At 65.1% G+C, this 16,060-nt stretch carries 15 protein-coding genes; 6 read left to right on the top strand and 9 right to left on the bottom strand.

Annotated elements, in window-relative coordinates; genetic code table 11:
* Window positions 1-20 precede the first annotated feature (20 nt).
* From lepB to HNO88_RS03250, 3 genes are all read left to right on the top strand, one after another.
* Entirely contained in the window at window positions 21-914 is an 894-nt protein-coding gene (gene lepB, locus HNO88_RS03260) for a signal peptidase I (protein ID WP_184242810.1), read from the top strand.
* A complete protein-coding gene (locus tag HNO88_RS03255; RefSeq protein ID WP_184242640.1) occupies window positions 911-2,023 on the top strand; it encodes an AI-2E family transporter in 1,113 nt (370 codons plus the stop codon). The genes lepB and HNO88_RS03255 overlap by 4 nt, the downstream gene beginning before the upstream one ends.
* Window positions 2,024-2,092: 69 nt before the next feature.
* The gene (locus HNO88_RS03250; RefSeq protein WP_184242639.1) at window positions 2,093-3,268 is read left to right on the top strand and encodes a DUF3089 domain-containing protein; all 1,176 of its coding nucleotides are present in this window, start codon (window positions 2,093-2,095) and stop codon (window positions 3,266-3,268) included.
* A gap of 155 nt (window positions 3,269-3,423) precedes the next feature.
* Here HNO88_RS03250 and HNO88_RS03245 read toward each other — a convergent pair whose 3' ends face one another.
* Both HNO88_RS03245 and HNO88_RS03240 read right to left on the bottom strand, forming a co-directional pair.
* A complete protein-coding gene (locus tag HNO88_RS03245) occupies window positions 3,424-3,762 on the bottom strand; it encodes a response regulator (protein ID WP_221419803.1) in 339 nt (112 codons plus the stop codon).
* Between the two features lie 150 nt (window positions 3,763-3,912).
* Window positions 3,913-5,352, bottom strand: coding sequence for a L,D-transpeptidase family protein (locus tag HNO88_RS03240; RefSeq protein WP_246381139.1), 1,440 nt, complete (start codon window positions 5,350-5,352; stop codon window positions 3,913-3,915).
* A gap of 273 nt (window positions 5,353-5,625) precedes the next feature.
* Between HNO88_RS03240 and HNO88_RS03235 the strand changes: the two genes are divergently transcribed.
* Both HNO88_RS03235 and acnA read left to right on the top strand, forming a co-directional pair.
* Window positions 5,626-6,531 (top strand): DMT family transporter, encoded by a 906-nt coding sequence (locus tag HNO88_RS03235; protein ID WP_184242636.1) that lies wholly within the window; start codon window positions 5,626-5,628, stop codon window positions 6,529-6,531.
* 161 nt (window positions 6,532-6,692) lie between these two features.
* The gene (gene acnA, locus HNO88_RS03230) at window positions 6,693-9,365 is read left to right on the top strand and encodes an aconitate hydratase AcnA (protein WP_184242635.1); all 2,673 of its coding nucleotides are present in this window, start codon (window positions 6,693-6,695) and stop codon (window positions 9,363-9,365) included.
* A gap of 222 nt (window positions 9,366-9,587) precedes the next feature.
* On the opposite strand, the gene HNO88_RS03225 is transcribed toward acnA, so the two are convergent.
* From HNO88_RS03225 to HNO88_RS03215, 3 genes are all read right to left on the bottom strand, one after another.
* Window positions 9,588-11,075, bottom strand: coding sequence for a PAS domain-containing protein (locus HNO88_RS03225; RefSeq protein WP_184242634.1), 1,488 nt, complete (start codon window positions 11,073-11,075; stop codon window positions 9,588-9,590).
* A 67-nt stretch (window positions 11,076-11,142) separates the two neighbouring features.
* Complete coding sequence (locus HNO88_RS03220) at window positions 11,143-11,586, bottom strand: response regulator (RefSeq protein ID WP_184242633.1); 444 nt, start codon at window positions 11,584-11,586, stop codon at window positions 11,143-11,145.
* Window positions 11,583-12,689 (bottom strand): histidine kinase dimerization/phosphoacceptor domain -containing protein, encoded by a 1,107-nt coding sequence (locus HNO88_RS03215; RefSeq protein WP_184242632.1) that lies wholly within the window; start codon window positions 12,687-12,689, stop codon window positions 11,583-11,585. Before HNO88_RS03215 ends, HNO88_RS03220 begins: the two co-directional genes overlap by 4 nt.
* A gap of 357 nt (window positions 12,690-13,046) precedes the next feature.
* Here HNO88_RS03215 and HNO88_RS03210 point away from each other — a divergent pair, with 357 nt between their 5' ends.
* Window positions 13,047-13,565, top strand: a complete 519-nt coding sequence (locus tag HNO88_RS03210; RefSeq protein ID WP_184242631.1) for a hypothetical protein — start codon at window positions 13,047-13,049, stop codon at window positions 13,563-13,565.
* Window positions 13,566-14,072: 507 nt separating this feature from the next.
* Here HNO88_RS03210 and ruvB read toward each other — a convergent pair.
* Genes ruvB through HNO88_RS03190 form a run of 4 tightly spaced genes read right to left on the bottom strand, consistent with a single transcriptional unit; the run spans window position 14,073 to window position 16,059 of the window.
* On the bottom strand, window positions 14,073-15,104 hold the full coding sequence (ruvB, locus tag HNO88_RS03205) for a Holliday junction branch migration DNA helicase RuvB (RefSeq protein WP_184242630.1): 1,032 nt from the start codon (window positions 15,102-15,104) through the stop codon (window positions 14,073-14,075).
* Window positions 15,097-15,501: a GFA family protein gene (locus HNO88_RS03200; protein ID WP_184242629.1), complete on the bottom strand. Its 405-nt coding sequence runs from the start codon at window positions 15,499-15,501 to the stop codon at window positions 15,097-15,099. The genes ruvB and HNO88_RS03200 overlap by 8 nt, the downstream gene beginning before the upstream one ends.
* Window positions 15,501-15,800: a type II toxin-antitoxin system RelE/ParE family toxin gene (locus HNO88_RS03195; RefSeq protein WP_281383976.1), complete on the bottom strand. Its 300-nt coding sequence runs from the start codon at window positions 15,798-15,800 to the stop codon at window positions 15,501-15,503. Before HNO88_RS03195 ends, HNO88_RS03200 begins: the two co-directional genes overlap by 1 nt.
* On the bottom strand, window positions 15,793-16,059 hold the full coding sequence (locus HNO88_RS03190; RefSeq protein WP_184242627.1) for a ribbon-helix-helix domain-containing protein: 267 nt from the start codon (window positions 16,057-16,059) through the stop codon (window positions 15,793-15,795). The genes HNO88_RS03195 and HNO88_RS03190 overlap by 8 nt, the downstream gene beginning before the upstream one ends.
* Window position 16,060: the final 1 nt, after the last annotated feature.

Below are 16,060 nucleotides of genomic sequence, written 5' to 3'. Positions count from 1 at the left end.
AGGCCGCCCTGCACGACGACATGCCCGGGGGCGAGCCGGCCCAGCGCAGCGGCCCGGACCGGGTCGACTGGCTGCGCGAACTGCGCGGGCTGGTGCTGATGTTGCTGGCGGTGCTCGGCTTTCACAGCTTCCTCGCCAAGCCGTTCTACATCCCGTCGATCTCGATGATGCCCAACCTGCTGGTCGGCGACCGGCTGGTGGTGTCGAAGTATCCCTACGGTTGGGACTGGTCGTCGATCAGCTTCCACTTGCTCCCGCGCGGGGATTGGCGTGTCCTGGGCCGCACGCCGGAATACGGCGACATCGTCATCGTCGTGCCGCGAAACCGCAAGGAGGACCTGATCAAGCGCGTCGTCGGGCTGCCGGGCGACCGGATCGCCGTGATCAATGGACAGATCGTCCTTAACGGCAAGCCCGTACCGCAACGTGCCGAAATGCCGGTGCAGCTGCCGGTCGAGGACCAGCTGATGTGCGATGCCGGCGGATTCCAGAAGCCATGCCTCGAAGACTTCGAGGACTACCGCACGCGACTGCCCAGCGGACGCGAGGTCTACGAGTTGCCGGCTTATCGCGAAACATTGCCCAATGGTGCGAGTTACACCGTGATCGATCATGCGAACCAGACTCTGGATCACTTCCCGGAGATCACGGTTCCCGAGGGGCAGGTATTCTTGATGGGCGACAACCGCGACCACTCGGCGGACAGCCGCATGCCATTGTGGGGCAACGGCCTTGGCGGGCCGGTTCCGCTTTCCGACATCGGCGGTCGGGCCGAGTTCATCACCTTCTCGCTCGATGGCAGCCAGGGCTGGAACCCGCTGAGCTGGTTCAGCGCCTTGCGCTCCGGACGCGCGGGATCGTCGCTGCGACCGCCGCTCGACCCGCATGCCGCCTTGCAGCGGTCCTCGTCATGACCGACGCGGCCGACCGCCCCGATACCGAGACGGTGATCGACGAAGGGCTCGCCGGACCCACCGACATCGCCGATCCACGCGTCCGCTTCGAAGTGCGCAGGGCCATGACATGGTTCGGCGTCGCTCTCCTCTTCGGGCTCGCCGTCTTCCTGTCGGGCTCGCTGCTGGTGATCTTCGGTGGCGTGGTGTTCGCCGCGCTGATCGACGGCGGCGCGCGCCTGCTGGGCCGGGTCCTGCCGATCAGCCGCGGTCTTCGCGTCGCCATCGTCCTGATCGCCGCGCTCGCGTTCATGATCTGGACGATCCAGTTCGCCGGCAGCCAGATCGCGCAACAGGCAGCGCAGTTGCCGACGACGATCCAGGGGCAGTTCTACAAGGGCCTGGCCTGGCTGCAGGGGCACGGCATCAAGGTCAACACCGGCGACGTGCAGAAGCTGGCGCAGCAGGCGATGGGCGGGCTGGGCCAGGTCACTCGCGCGGTGGGCGGCCTGATCGGTGGCCTGACCACGCTGTTCCTGATCGTGGTGCTCGGGATCTACTTCGCGATCGAGCCCGACATCTATCGTCGTGGCGTCGCCTGGATCCTGCCGGCGGACCGCCGCGACGAGTTCGAGCGCAGCGCGCAGGAAATGGGCCGCTCACTACGCCGCCTGCTGTTCGGCCGCCTTCTAGGCATGGCGGTCGAGGGCATCGCCACCTGGATCATGCTGCAGGTCTACGGTGTGCCGATGGCATTTCTGCTGGGCCTCATCACCGGGCTCCTCGCCGCGCTGCCCAACATCGGTGCGCCGATCTCGGGCGCGATCATGATCATGGTCGGCTTCTCGGGCGGCATGGACATGGGCATCTTCACGATCATCGTCTATGCCCTGGTGCAGACGATCGACGGCTACGTCATCGTGCCGATCATCGCGCGCAAGACGGTCGACCTGCCGCCGGCGCTGGTGCTCGCGGCGCAGCTGATCATGGGCGTGCTGTTCGGCATCCTGGGTCTTGCGCTCGCGGACCCGCTGGTGGCCATGATCAAGGTCTGGCTCGAACGGACGGCCGACCGCAACCAGGAGAAGCAGGAGAACGGCGAACACCTCCCCGCACCCGCGGCGGCGTGAGGACAAGGCCGGTTCGCACCGCATGGGAACTTCCGTTGCCGCCAACTAGGCTCTAGGGCGCCAGGCACCATGGCGCGCAAGTTCCTCTATATCGTTACCGGCCTGATCGTGGTCGTCCTGCTGGTCTTCCTGGCCCTGCGCATCTTCGCGCAGGACCTGACGGAGATCGCCTTCGTGCCGTCGGCCAAGTTCACCGACCAGCCGCGCCTCGCCGAAGCAAGCTACGACAACCCCGACATGTGGCTCGCCCGCCCGGGCATGAAGAACGACGCGGCGCGCTGGCTTCCTTCCGACTTCGCGCAGGTTCATGCGAGCGGGGCGGCAGGCGAGAACGAGAGCGAGGGCGAAACCGTCCCTGCCGCGGCGGAGGCCAGGGTCGATGCCGCCGTGTTCTTCGTCCACCCCACTGGTCTGGTCAGTCGATCGAGCTGGAACGCATCCCTGGATGACACCGTGTCGCGCCAGCGTTCGCGGCTGTTCGTGCAAGGTATGGCGAGCCCGTTCAACGCCAGTGCCGACGTATGGGCGCCACGCTACCGGCAGGCGGCGGTCGGCGCCTTCCTGACCGACGCGCCCGAGGCCACCCAGGCGCTCGACCTTGCCTATCGCGACGTGGCGCAGGCCTTCGACACGTTCGTGAGGGCGATCGGCCCCAGGCAGCCGATCGTGCTGGCCGGGCACAGCCAGGGCGCGTTCCATCTGCGCCGGCTGATCCGCGACAGGATCGCCGGCACGCCCTTGGCCAAGCGCATCGCCGTCGCCTACATCGTCGGCTGGCCGGTTTCGCACGACCGCGACCTGCCGCTGATGGGCATGCCGGCATGCAAGGATGCGACGTCCACCGGCTGCGTCGTCAGCTGGCTCAGCTTCGCCGAACCGCCCGAAACCGAGATGCTGCTGCGCGCCTATGCCCGGCGTCGGGGCCTCGACGGACAGGAAGTGGGCGCCAATCCCTCGTTCGTCTGCGTCAATCCGATCAGCGGTGTCGAGAACGGCAAGGCCCCGGCCAAGGACAACCTGGGAACCATGGTGCCGGACCTGACGCAGGGCACCGGCACGCTCGTGCCCGAGGTCGTGCCGGCCGAGTGCGGCGCCGACCACCTGCTCCATATCGGCCCCGCGCCCGATCTCGACATCGGCCCGTACGTGCTGCCGGGCAACAACTACCACCTCTACGACATAACGCTGTTCTGGTCGAACCTGCGCGCGGATTTCGCCCGTCGGGTCGAGGCCTTCACCAAATGATAGGGCGGCGGTGGGACGGCCTTAGTTCGCGGGGCACCGTGTGCGATCCGACACGTTCGAGTGGGCCAGGTTCGCCACGACAACTCTGATCATGCGCCGCCGACACATCTTGGCCAAGCCGGCCCAGCTTTGCCCGGCAACGCATCCAGCTCCGATCACCTCAACAGCGAGGTCACCTCGTTCTGCAGGGTATCGAGCCGATAGGGCTTGGCCAGAAAATGACCCTCGTCAGGGATTTGCGTGCTGGTCGGCCAGGTGTCACCTGAAGTGACCAGGATTTTCATGGCAGGCCAGCGCTCGTGCACCAGCTTGGCCAGCTCAAGCCCGTTCATGCTGCCCGGCATGCGAATGTCGGTGAACAGCACATGCACTTCACCCAGCATCTCCAGGATACGCACCGCCTCGTCAGCGTCCTTGGCTTCGATCACCTCGTAGCCCGCTTCCTCTAGCGCATCGATGCCGATCGCCCGGATCATCGGTTCGTCTTCGACCAAGAGGACTTTCGTTTTCAATCGCGAACCCATGCCTGACTCATCATATCAACTTATGATGTGAACGGCCGCGGATCGCTTGCCGTTCCAGACAGGTAAAAAAATGAGCAAATTACATAACTTAACACTAGGTTAAGATGGTAAACTCCTGGATCAGAGTGGGTTGTCGAGCTGGATGATCGGTTCCTCGCTGGCGCGTTGCGTGGTCTTGGTCTGACGTGGTGCCGCAAAGCTGGCGAGCACGGGCGTGTCCCGGCCATAGATGTCCGCGAACTTCTTGAGCTCGCCGTCGATCGAACGCGCCATGGTCATGTACGTGATATAGACCGGGAAGGTCCGGGTCATCTCCACCTTCTGGTAGACGCCTGCGCGTGACAGGTCGGCCGCCTGGTCGGCAGGCATCTGCGCGCCCAGGATGGCCATGGTCATGCCCAGTTCCACCGCCCGCTCCGTGCGAATGCAGCCATGGCTGAAGGCGCGCACTTCGGAGTTGAAGTACTGCTTGGCCGGGGTGTCGTGCAGGTAGATCGCGTGCGGATTGGGCATATCGATCTTCATCAGGCCGAGTGCGTTGTTCTTGCCCGGCTGCTGGACGACGGTGATCGTGCCGTCGCCGTTCTTGATCCCCTTGTAGCCATTGGCCTTGGCCCAGCCCGGACTGCCGATGACCCTGGCGCCCAGCCCCTCACCCTTCACGATCGACTGCGGCACCGTCCAGGTCGGATTGAACACCACTGCGCTGACCGTTTCGGCCAACTGCGGCGTGGCCGTGCGACCGGGCTTGCCGACCACAGTCTTGTACGTGCGGATGTTGCGGTTCCGGACAGTCAGCCGCAGCTGGAATTCGGGCACGTTGGTGATCAGGTAGACCTCGCCCAGATCGCGCGTCAGCCAGCGCCAGCGATCCATGTTCACGCGGATCAGCGACTTCCTGGCGGCCTGCGCCTCGGGCGTATCGGCCAGCGCCTGCTTGAGCACCGCATAGTCCGGGTGTGTCGGCGCCAGCGTCGTGACGACACCGGCCACGTCGTGGCTGTCCAGCGCCTGCTGCATTACCGCAGCGGTCGGCATCTTGTCCTGGTCGGGATCGACCGCGAACCACTGCACGCGAGCGGGCACCGGGGTGCGACCGTCACGCAAGTCCTCGATCAGCCAGGCGAACGAGCGGCTGGCGACTTGGTCGAGGGCCGGCCCCTCGCCTTGCGCGATTGCCGCCTTGAGCGCTTCGGGCTGGTAGTCCTTGGCGAACAGGCCTTCGCTCTTGATCCCCTGGATGGTCTTGAGCAGCACCTGCGCGTCGGCCATGGACCAGTTCATGATCGGCTCGCGCACCGGTACCGGCTGCACCACCGGCTCGGCGGTGGACGAGGGATCGGCATCCTCGGCTGCAGGCGGCAGACCCTGAACGGAGGCCGGCGGCGTCGGCGCGGAGGTGCTCGACCGTGCAGGAGTCGCCTGGACGGAGCTGGATCGAACCGGCGCGGTGGACGTATCGGGCGCACCAATATCCCATTCGGACACCGACGCCTGCGGCTTGATCTTGGGCGTGCTGCTCTTTTGAGCGAGCGCGGGCTGCCCAGCCACCGAAGCCATGAGCATGCCGGTGAGGGTGATCGCCGCGATGCCTGCTCGCTTGCGCTGAATTATGAGTGCCAGAACTCGCTCCAAACCTTGATAAAAAGACCGACCGAACCGCCGCACCGGACGAACGGCCGACCACACCCGCCGTTCGCCAGATTAGCCCCTGACGCCCTGCAACATCAAGCACTCGTCCTGACCCGGCGGTGAATTGCTTGCCGAAAACCTGAAGGCGAGCGCCATCGCCGCTTGCCCTGGCCGCCGGACCCGGCGAGAGCGATAAACGTCATGACGCGCGCTTCGTTCCTCCAGTCCAAGCCGGCGCCGGTGCTTGCCGTTGTGCTCGGCATCGCGCTGTTCAGCGGCATGGATGCCGCGATAAAGGGCGCTGCGCTGATGGCAGGCGTCTACTCCGCGCTGCTCATCCGCAACCTCATTGGCGTGGCGATGATCGTGCCGATCTGGCTGGCCGGACCGCGTCGCTGGCCGAGCCCCGCCGTGCTGCGGCTGCACATCCTGCGATCGAGCGCGAATGCGGCGATGATGGTCCTGTTCTTCGTCGGCATCGTCCGCCTGCCGATCGCCGAAGGCATCGCCATCTCGTTCATCGCGCCGCTGATCGCGCTTTATCTGGCCGCCGTGATGCTGGGGGAGACGATCCGCCGCCAGGCGGTCATCGCATCATTGCTGGGGATCGCCGGCGTCGGCGTCATCGTCGCCGACCGTTTCGGGACCGGGACGCCGGACCACGATACCCTGATCGGCCTGGCGGCGATCATCGCTTCGGCCGTGCTTTACGCGATCAACCTGGTACTCCAGCGCAAGCTGGCGCTGCTGGCCGGACCGATCGAGGTGACGCTGTTCCAGAACCTCGTCATCTTCGCACTGCTTGCCCTCGCCGCCCCTTGGCTCGCCATCTTGCCTTCCTTGCCTGCGCTTGGATTGATCACGCTGGGCGCCGCCCTGGCAACGTCGGCACTGGCGCTGCTCGCCTGGGGTTATGCCCGGGCCGAAACCCAGGTGCTGGTTCCCATCGAGTACACTGCGTTTCTGTGGGCCGCGCTTCTGGGATGGGTGTTCTTCGACGAGCCGGTCGGCGCCGCGACCCTCGCCGGCACCCTGCTGATCGTGCTGGGCTGCTGGATCGGCACCCGCGACCCAGAGCGTGCACGCACCGAACAGACCGCCGTCTAGCGGCCCTCCCCATCACCTGGCGCTCTTCACCTTGCGCCCCTGGCCTTGACCTTGCGCCCCTGAGCGCGCATCGGCAGCGCCGACGAATCCGCTTGTCGCAGTGCAGCAAGGCTGGGGAGAAGCCCGCTGTCCTGTCGCGAGCCCACACAGAAGGGAATTCCATGACCCAGGTCGGACAGGACACGCTAGGCACCCGCAGCACCATGCAGGTCGGCGACAAGGAGATCGCCTACTACTCGCTGAAGAAGGCGTCGGAGAAGCTGGGCGATGTCAGCCGCCTGCCCTTCTCGATGAAGGTCCTGCTGGAAAACCTGCTGCGCTTCGAGGACGGTGGCTTCACTGTCGGCCAGGAGCATATCCAGGCCCTGGTCGACTGGCAGAACAACCCCGTCACCGGCAACGAGATCCAGTACCGCCCCGCGCGCGTCCTCCTTCAGGACTTCACCGGCGTGCCTTGCGTGGTCGACCTCGCCGCCATGCGCGATGCGATCAACAAGCTGGGCGGCGACACCTCCAAGATCAACCCGCTTGTCCCCGTCAACCTCGTGATCGACCACTCGGTCATGGTCGACGAATTCGGCCACCCCCGCGCTGCCGAAGAGAACGTCGAGATCGAGTACCAGCGCAACATGGAGCGCTACGACTTCCTCAAGTGGGGCTCCAAGTCGCTCAACAACTTCTCCGCCGTGCCCCCGGGCACCGGCATCTGCCACCAGGTGAACCTGGAATACATCGCCCAGTCGGTGTGGACCAGCGAGGACCAGGACGGCAATCTCGTCGCCTATCCCGACACCTGCGTCGGCACCGATAGCCACACCACCATGGTCAATGGCCTGGGCGTGCTGGGCTGGGGCGTCGGCGGCATCGAGGCGGAAGCCGCGATGCTCGGCCAGCCGGTCTCGATGCTCATCCCCGAAGTCGTCGGCTTCAAGTTCACCGGCGAGCTGAAGGAAGGCGTCACCGCGACCGACCTCGTCCTCACCTGCACCTCGATGCTGCGCAAGCACGGCGTCGTCGGCCGCTTCGTCGAGTATTACGGCCCGGGCCTCGCCTCGCTGAGCCTCGCCGACCGCGCGACGCTCGCCAACATGGCGCCCGAATACGGCGCGACTTGCGGCTTCTTCGGCATCGACGACAAGACGCTGGACTACCTGCGCCTGACCGGCCGCGACGAAGCGCAGATCGACCTCGTCGAGGCCTATGCCAAGGAGCAGGGCTTCTGGATCGAGCCCGGCGCTGCCGACCCGGTGTTCTCCAGCACGCTGGAGCTGGATTTGTCGACCGTCGTGCCATCGCTCGCCGGCCCCAAGCGCCCGCAGGACTGGGTTTCGCTGCCCGACGTCGACGAAGTCTTCAACAACGACATGGAGAAGGTCTACAAGAAGACCGCCACCCGTGTTCCGGTCGAGGGCAAGAGCTTCGACATCGGCGACGGCGACGTCGTGATCGCGGCGATCACCAGCTGCACCAACACCTCAAACCCTTCGGTGCTGGTCGCCGCCGGCCTTGTCGCCAAGAAGGCGGACGAGCTCGGCCTCAAGCCCAAGCCCTGGGTCAAGACCAGCCTCGCGCCCGGTTCGCAGGTCGTTACAGACTACCTCAACAAGGCCGGGCTGCAGCAGCACCTCGACAACATCGGCTTCAACCTCGTCGGCTACGGCTGCACCACCTGCATCGGCAACTCCGGCCCGCTGGCCGAGCCGATCAGCAAGGCGATCAACGAGAACGGACTGGTCGCCAGCGCTGTGATCTCGGGCAACCGCAACTTCGAGGGTCGTGTCTCGCCCGACGTGCGCGCCAACTTCCTGGCCTCGCCGCCGCTGGTCGTCGCCTACGCGCTCAAGGGCACGGTCGTGACCGACTTCGTCGACACGCCGATCGGCACCAGCAAGGATGGCCAGGACGTCTACCTGCGCGACATCTGGCCGACCAATAACGAGATCGCCGAGACCATGGCGACCTGCATGGACCGCGCCATGTTCCAGGCCCGCTACGCCGACGTCTATCGCGGCGACACGCACTGGCAGTCGATCCACGTCACCGGCTCGGACACCTACTCGTGGCGCGCGGGCTCGACTTACGTCGCCAACCCGCCCTATTTCGAGGGCATGGAGATGACCCCGGCGCCGGTCAGCGACATCATCGAGGCCAAGCCGCTGCTGATCCTGGGCGATTCGATCACGACCGACCACATCAGCCCCGCCGGCTCGATCAAGGCCGACAGCCCGGCGGGCGTGTGGCTGCAGGAGCACCAGGTCGCCAAGGCAGACTTCAACTCCTACGGCGCGCGCCGTGGCCACCACGAAGTCATGATGCGCGGCACCTTCGCCAACATCCGCATCAAGAACGAGATGGTCCCCGGCATCGAGGGTGGCATGAGCCGCTACGGCGAGCAGGTCGGCGCGGTCTACGACGTGGCCATGAAGCACAAGGCCGAAGGCACGCCGATGATCGTCATCGCCGGCAAGGAATACGGCACCGGCTCGTCGCGCGACTGGGCGGCCAAGGGCACCAACCTGCTGGGCGTGCGCGTGGTCATCGTCGAGAGCTTCGAGCGCATCCACCGCTCGAACCTAGTCGGCATGGGCGTGCTGCCGCTGCAGTTCAAGGCGGGCCAGGATCGCCAGACCCTGGGCCTCACCGGTGACGACAGCTTCACCATCCGCGGCGTGGCGGACCTGAAGCCGCAGCAGGACGTGGAAGTCGAAGTCACCCGCAAGGACGGCTCCACCTTCACCTTCACCGCGCTGTGCCGCATCGATACCGCCAACGAGGTCGAGTACTTCATGAACGGCGGCATCCTGCAATACGTGCTGCGCAAGTTGGCCGCCTGATCCATCGGGTCTAGCTTAGGATTACGAGAACCCCGTCCTGCCAAGCGCAGGGCGGGGTTCTCGTTTGCGCCAAGGTCTGCAAGCGTGCCCTCAGCGCATCAAAGAAGCATCAGGTCCGCTGACGAAGCCAAAAACCAGCGACATCACCTGTATACGGTGTGCCGATCAATCGGGGGTTATCAAGGAGAGTTGCGGATGGCTCAAGCAGCTCATGCTCCCGCTCTAAACGGCACCATCCTCGACGAAGGGAATTGTCGCGGTTGCCTTCAAACCGGTGGGCAACCATTCACGCGTGAACCGACCGCCTAGTTGTCGCTCAATGCTAGCGGCAATCAGTTCGGACCCGAAGCCTCTGCGTTCCGTAGAATGAAGTACGAGGCTGCCGCTTTCCTCCCATTCGAACTGCAGCAGATCATCATGGCGCGTGATGGTCAGATCGATGGTGCCGGTCGAGCTCGTGAGCGCGCCATATTTCGCAGCGTTGGTGGCAAGCTCATGGAAGGTAAGCGCCAGCGGCGTCATGACGTGTTCTGATAGGAACACCTCCTCGCCGTGGATTCGGACCCGTTCCACTCCGTTCATGTTGTAGGCGCCGAATACCTCGCGCAGCATGCCTTGCAGGGTCATGGCGGATGTACCCTCCTGTACGCGCACGTAGTCGTACGCGCGCCCAAGAGCGGTCACCTGTTCGCTGAGCTTCAGGCCGTAGGCCTTGAGCGTGGGCTCCCCTCGGCTCGACAGGCGGATCATCGAGCCGATGACCTGGAAGATGTTCTTGATCCGGTGACTGAGCTCGCGGGACACCAGATCCTTGTCCTCGCTCAGCAAGCGCTGCTCATGGATTTCGGTGCAGGTGCCAAACCAGCGCGTGATCTTGCCGTGCTCGTCCCGGATCGGGAGCGCGCGTCCCAGCGTCCATCGGTATTGCCCGTCGAACCGGCGCAGGCGGTACTCGACTTCGTACGGTTCCCCGGTTTCCAGTGAGCGCCGCCACAGGTCCCAGGCATGAGCCTGATCGTCGGGGTGGAACTGCCCGTTCCAGCCATTGCCTTCCGTGTCACCGGGCCTGGCTCCCGTGAACTCGTACCAGCGCGCATTGTAGTAATCGTGATAGCCGTCCGGCCGCGTCGACCAGACCATCTGCGGCATCGCATCGGCAAGGACGCGAAAGCGCTTTTCACTCGCCGCGGGATCCGCCTCTGCCGCTTCTTCCCAGGCCTGTTTGGTCAGGAGGACGCGCCTCGCTTCCAGGCGGCTCATGACGGCATCGGCAAGCACTGTCAGGCCGGATCGCTGGTGATCGCTCAGCGCGACGCGCGGCTCGGGTGAGATGACGCACACAGAGCCGAGCGGGGCGCCTTGCGGGCTGACGAGCGGTGCACCGGCGTAGAAGCGGATGTGCGGCGCGCCGGTGACCAGCGGATTATCGCAGAAGCGTGGATCGAGCCTGGCGTCGGGAACTTCCATGACGCAGTTTTCGACCATCGCGTGGGCGCAGAACGACATGCTGCGCGGCGTCTCGTTGGCCTGCAGCCCCACCTTGGCCACGAACCTCTGATGGGTTTCGTCGACCAGGCTCACCAAAGCGGTCGGACAGCCGCATAGCTCGGCGGCGAACCGAACGAGCCGTTCCAGTTCGGGATCGCCGCTGAGACCCTCGATCTCGTAGACGGCCAGCGGCTCGCCGGGTCGTGTCGGACTACCGGTCATTCGGTTCCTTGCGCAACTTGAAGCATGGACAATGAGGACGGCAGCAGCTGACGCGCGCGGGCGATCATCAGCCTACCCATCTCTGCCGCAAGTGAGGTGACGGCTGGAAGCTGGCGGGTCGCGCCAGGGTCGGCGGCGGATCGAACACGCCCTCCGCGAGATACTTCAACGTGCTGATGACCCCGGCATGAGAGAAAGGCTTGGCGATCACCCCGTGGGCGCCGAGGAAGTCGTTCGGAATCTTGGACGCATTCGCGGTCACGAAAACCACCAGCGCGTCGGGCCACCTTTGCTGTATGATCCGGCATGCATCGAAGCCGCTAGACCCATGCGCGAGGTGCACGTCGACCAAGGCGAGCTGCGGGTTGATGTCTCTCGGCAAGGCCTTCACCTCTTCGACGCACGTGGCCCCGGCCAAGACCGTGTGACCGCTGTCTTCCACCATGGCCTCGATATCCATGGCGAGCAGCACTTCATCCTCGACGATGAGCACGTCCATCCTGCCGCTCATCGCGTTGCGCCTCCTTGCGGGACGGTGATTGTCACGCAGGTGCCCGGTGAATTGTCGGCCCAGATCGCTTCCGCATCGACTTGCCTTGCGAGCCTTGTGATCAACGCGGTCCCGATGCTTTTCGAGCGCGTCGCAGACGGCAATCCGGGCCCATCGTCGCAGATCTTGATGATTCCCTGATTCTTGCTTCGTTCGACAAGGATGGTGAGCGTCCCCGATCGTCCGTCGGCGAAGCCGTGCTTGATCGCGTTCGTCAGGATCTCGTTGAGGATGAGGCCGAGCGCCGAAGCATGCGCCGCATCGACGAACATGGGGATCGCCGCTGTATGCAAACGGATGTCGCTGCGGCCGCTCGATGCGATGACATCGTTGGCCAGCGTCTCGGTGAAGCTGCCGATGTCGAACCGAGCGACGTTCGATGACTGATACAGCTGCCTGTGAACGACGGCCAGCGCATCGACACGCTCCAGCATGGTGTCCAGCTTCGCCCGGATCGCGGGATCGTCGATCGTCCGCACCTGCAACCGAAGAAGAGAGCCGATCATGGTCAGGTTGTTCTTAACCCGGTGGTCGACTTCGTGCAGGAGGATCGTCTTCGCCTCCAGAGCAGCGCTCAAGTCTTGCGTGCGCTTCTCGACCTCGCGCTCGACCAAGGCCTTCTGGTCCGCGATGGCGCGCTGAATTTCGATCCGGTCGGTGACATCAAGCTGCGATGCGAAGAAGAAGCGGATGACGCCATCCTTGTCACGCACCGGCGACAGGTAGAGGGCATTCCAGAAGGTCGATCCGTCCTTGCGATAGTTCAGGAGATCCACGTCGATGTCGTGGCCATTTTCGATCGCCCAGCGCACCTTGCCGACGGTCTGCGGATCGGTCTGCGGTCCCTGCAGGAAGCGGCAGTTGCGACCGATGATCTCCTCTCTCGCATAGCCGGTGAGCTTCTGGAAAGCGACGTTGCAGAATACGATGGGGTTGTCGTCTTGGGCCGGGTCGGTGATCACCATCGGCATCCGCGTTGCCCGAACGGCGGCGGCGAACGGATCGCCTCGACCGTGCTCGTAATCGAGGGCCTCGGTCAGATGCCAGTTGTCACTTTGCTTCACGAATGCCTCCAGCGAATGCCGAAGGCGTCGCGTGATCGCAACAACGCGACAGGGCTGCTGCGGTTTCCAACTTTTGTTAAACCAAGCTTTTTGCCTTAACGGAGAGGGTTGTACCCTCAGCAACAGCCCACGCGGTCGATCTCCCTCCCCTCAGCACTCGCCATGGCTCGGGACAGGCTTGCTGGAAAGGATCTCACACGAAAAGGGCGGCGCCTTTCGACACCGCCCCGTTCACCCCCATGAACCTGCTTGTTGCCTTAGTCGGCCCTTTTGGCGAGCCGGCGCCGACCCACCACAGCCGCGGCCGCGGCGCCGAACAGGATCAGCATCGGCGGGGCCGGGACCGGCGTTCCGCTGGTGCCGCTGGTGGTCGACGTGGTCGTGCTGCCGCCGTTCGACGTGCTGGTCGAGCTTGAGGTGGAGGACGAAGTCGACGACGATGTCGAGCTCGACGTCGAAGTGGAAGACGACGTGCTGGTCGCCCCCGAGCTGGTCGAGGTGCTGGTCGCGCCGGAACTCGTCGAAGTGCTCGTGGCGCCGGAACTCGTCGACGTGCTGGTCGCGCCCGAACTGGTCGAGGTCGCACCTGAGCTGGTGGAAGTGGTGGTGGTGAGGCCGCCGGTCGAGGACGAGGTCGATCCGCCCGACGAGGACGTCGATCCGCCCGAGCTGGAGGTCGAGCCTCCCGACGTCGAGGTAGAACCGCCGCTGGTGGTCGAGGTCACGACGACGCTGCCGCCACCGCCACCGCCGCCACCGCCGAAGAAGCCGCCGAAGAAGCCACCGCCGAAGCCGCCCAGAGGTCCCCCGCCGATCACGACCGGACCGCCGCCGCCACCGCCGCCGTACGGTGCCGGAGGCGCAGGCGGGATATAAGGCGCGGGCAGCGGCACCATCGCCATCTGCGGCTGGGTGCAGCAGGTCCGCTTGATGACCTTGCGCACTCGCTTGAGCGGCTTGGCCCGCGCGACGTGGCGCACCGGCTTGACCGTGCGGACGACCTTGACGCGCTTGTCGCCCTTGACGGAGCGGTACTGCCCCTTCTTGGCCGCGGTCTCCGCCACGTGAACGGCGCCGCCGCCGATAAGGGCGCAGCCTGCCGCACAGGCAGATAGTTTCGCGAGGGCCATACGGACTGACATAGGCGGTGCTTTCTTCTCGTTACCCCGAGAGATTCGAAGCGGACCGGTGCCCCCAGTCCATCGCATCCCATCTGCCACACAGAACGCAGAGAGTTCTTAACGGGACAACGGCGTTAACCACGATTGCACAGTCCCGAAGCGAGATTCTGCTTAGGTTTGCTTACTTAGCCGCGCAGTTGTGCCGAAACGGGACTGGGGCTGTAGGCAGGTGTAAACCATACCGTCGCCATGGCCGGCGGGATCAGCCCTCGCCGGGTTCGAACAGGCCGGCCTGACTGCCGCTTGGCGCCGCGAGTCCCAGGTGCCGCCAGCCGGCATCGTTGAGGCAGCGCCCACGTGCCGTGCGCGCCACCAAGCCCAGCTGGATGAGGTAGGGCTCGATCACCTCCTCGATCGTATCGCGCGGCTCTGACAGGCCTGCCGCCAGAGTTTCCACGCCGACCGGGCCACCGCGATAGATGTCGGCGATCATGGTCAGATAGCGGCGATCCTGCGCATCCAGCCCAAGCGCGTCGACTTCCAGCCGGGTGAGCGAATCGTCGGCCAGCGCCCGGCTGATGGTCGCGGTTCCGGCCACATGCGCGAAGTCGCGCACGCGCCGCAGCAGGCGCCCGGCGACCCGCGGCGTACCTCGCGCGCGGCGGGCGATCTCGGTCGCGCCACCCTTGTCGATGCCGACGCCGAGCAGTTGCGCCGCACGCGTGATCACGTGCTCCAGTTCGGGCACGGTGTAGAAGTTCAGCCGCACCGGGATGCCGAAGCGATCGCGCAGCGGCGTCTGCAGCAGGCCCTGGCGGGTGGTGGCGCCGATCAACGTGAACGGCGGCAAGTCGATCCGCACCGAACGCGCCGACGGCCCCTCGCCGATGATCAGGTCGAGCGCGCGATCCTCCATCGCCGGGTACAACACTTCCTCGACCACCGGATTGAGGCGGTGGATCTCGTCGATGAACAGCACGTCGCCATGCTCGAGATTGGTGAGCAGCGCGGCTAGGTCACCCGCCTTGGCGATCACCGGACCCGAAGTGGCCCGAAAGCCGACGCCGAGTTCGCGCGCGACGATCTGGGCCAGGGTAGTCTTGCCCAGCCCGGGCGGCCCGAAGAACAGCACATGGTCCATCGCCTCGCGCCGCGATCGCGCCGATTCGATGAAGACCTGCAGGTTGCCCTTGGCTGCCGCCTGGCCGACGAACTCGGCCAGCGTCTTGGGCCGCAGCGCTGCGTCGACGTCTTCCGGCTGCCGGCTGGAGGCGAGGAGAGGATTGTCAGTCATGGTGCTCGATATCGGCCGGAAGGCTCACCCAGGCGTGCTTGCGTGTTTCGTAGACCGAAACCATGGGCGCCGGAAAATGCGGATCGGCAAAGGCGCCAACCGGGACGGTGACGAAGCCGGGATAATCGATCAGGCAATAGTAGACCGTCGACCCGCAAGTCGGGCAGAAGTGGAACACCGCGCCAGCGCCCTCGTCGCCGGGGCGCGACCATTCTCGCGTCTCGCCAGAGACTCCGACATCGTCTGCCGCGTAGCGCGCCTGCATGGCGAACGCCGACCCGCTGCGGCGCTGGCAATCGAGGCAGTGACACACGGACACGCGCACCGGCTCGCCTCGCACCGTCGCGCGAAGCTGGCCGCATTGACACCGCGCATCGCGATCGGGTGGCGCTATCATCAGTGTTTCCCGCTCGCAAAACGGGATCGCATCGCCGTGTGCAGCACACGCACGATCAACACATCGTCTGCCTGTAGCCTATACAAAATCCGGTGCGGCGCATGTGAAAAGGCGCGAATGCCTTGGCCGAACTCTTCTCGTAGCTGGCCGGCGCGTGGGTGCCTGCGAAGCAAGGCGAAGACCTTTTCGAAACCAGCCATGTGGTTGCGTGTGGCAGCAAGACCGAACTCGATCAGTCCATGATCTTGAATGTCCTCGAGATCCAAGCGCGCGCGCGCCGACAGGCGAACCCTAGGCATCCGGAAGTCGCGCCATGATCTCCTTTAGTACATCCTCAGGCTCGGCCTCGATCACGCCGGAAGCCAATCCCTCTTCAACCATGGCGCGCACCCACGCGACGTCTTCCTTGCCCGCGTCCTGGTCGCGGCGCACCAGGTCACGCAAGTAGTCGCCGGCATCTGCGTAGCGCCCCTGAGCGAGGCGCACTTCCAGCCAACGTTGCAACTCTGGCGGCATGGTGAAGCTGAGCTCGGTCACTACCTTTGTATAAGCCGTCATG

The sequence above is a fragment of the Novosphingobium chloroacetimidivorans genome (assembly GCF_014204535.1).
Taxonomy (GTDB): Bacteria; Pseudomonadota; Alphaproteobacteria; order Sphingomonadales; family Sphingomonadaceae; genus Novosphingobium; species Novosphingobium chloroacetimidivorans.
The sequence above is the reverse complement of the archived record's forward strand: the minus strand, read 5'-3'. Positions and strand labels throughout refer to the sequence as shown.

Excerpts from the sequence above, each read along its gene's own strand:
- lepB (WP_184242810.1), top strand. The coding sequence starts at position 21 with ATGCCCGGGGGCGAGCCGGCCCAGCGCAGCGGCCCGGACCGGGTCGAC.
- HNO88_RS03255 (WP_184242640.1), top strand. The coding sequence starts at position 911 with ATGACCGACGCGGCCGACCGCCCCGATACCGAGACGGTGATCGACGAA.
- HNO88_RS03250 (WP_184242639.1), top strand. The coding sequence starts at position 2,093 with ATGGCGCGCAAGTTCCTCTATATCGTTACCGGCCTGATCGTGGTCGTC.
- HNO88_RS03240 (WP_246381139.1), bottom strand. The coding sequence starts at position 5,352 with ATGGCTTCGGTGGCTGGGCAGCCCGCGCTCGCTCAAAAGAGCAGCACG.
- HNO88_RS03235 (WP_184242636.1), top strand. The coding sequence starts at position 5,626 with ATGACGCGCGCTTCGTTCCTCCAGTCCAAGCCGGCGCCGGTGCTTGCC.
- acnA (WP_184242635.1), top strand. The coding sequence starts at position 6,693 with ATGACCCAGGTCGGACAGGACACGCTAGGCACCCGCAGCACCATGCAG.
- HNO88_RS03225 (WP_184242634.1), bottom strand. The coding sequence starts at position 11,075 with ATGACCGGTAGTCCGACACGACCCGGCGAGCCGCTGGCCGTCTACGAG.
- HNO88_RS03220 (WP_184242633.1), bottom strand. The coding sequence starts at position 11,586 with ATGAGCGGCAGGATGGACGTGCTCATCGTCGAGGATGAAGTGCTGCTC.
- ruvB (WP_184242630.1), bottom strand. The coding sequence starts at position 15,104 with ATGACTGACAATCCTCTCCTCGCCTCCAGCCGGCAGCCGGAAGACGTC.
- HNO88_RS03200 (WP_184242629.1), bottom strand. The coding sequence starts at position 15,501 with ATGATAGCGCCACCCGATCGCGATGCGCGGTGTCAATGCGGCCAGCTT.
- HNO88_RS03195 (WP_281383976.1), bottom strand. The coding sequence starts at position 15,800 with ATGCCTAGGGTTCGCCTGTCGGCGCGCGCGCGCTTGGATCTCGAGGAC.
- HNO88_RS03190 (WP_184242627.1), bottom strand. The coding sequence starts at position 16,059 with ATGACGGCTTATACAAAGGTAGTGACCGAGCTCAGCTTCACCATGCCG.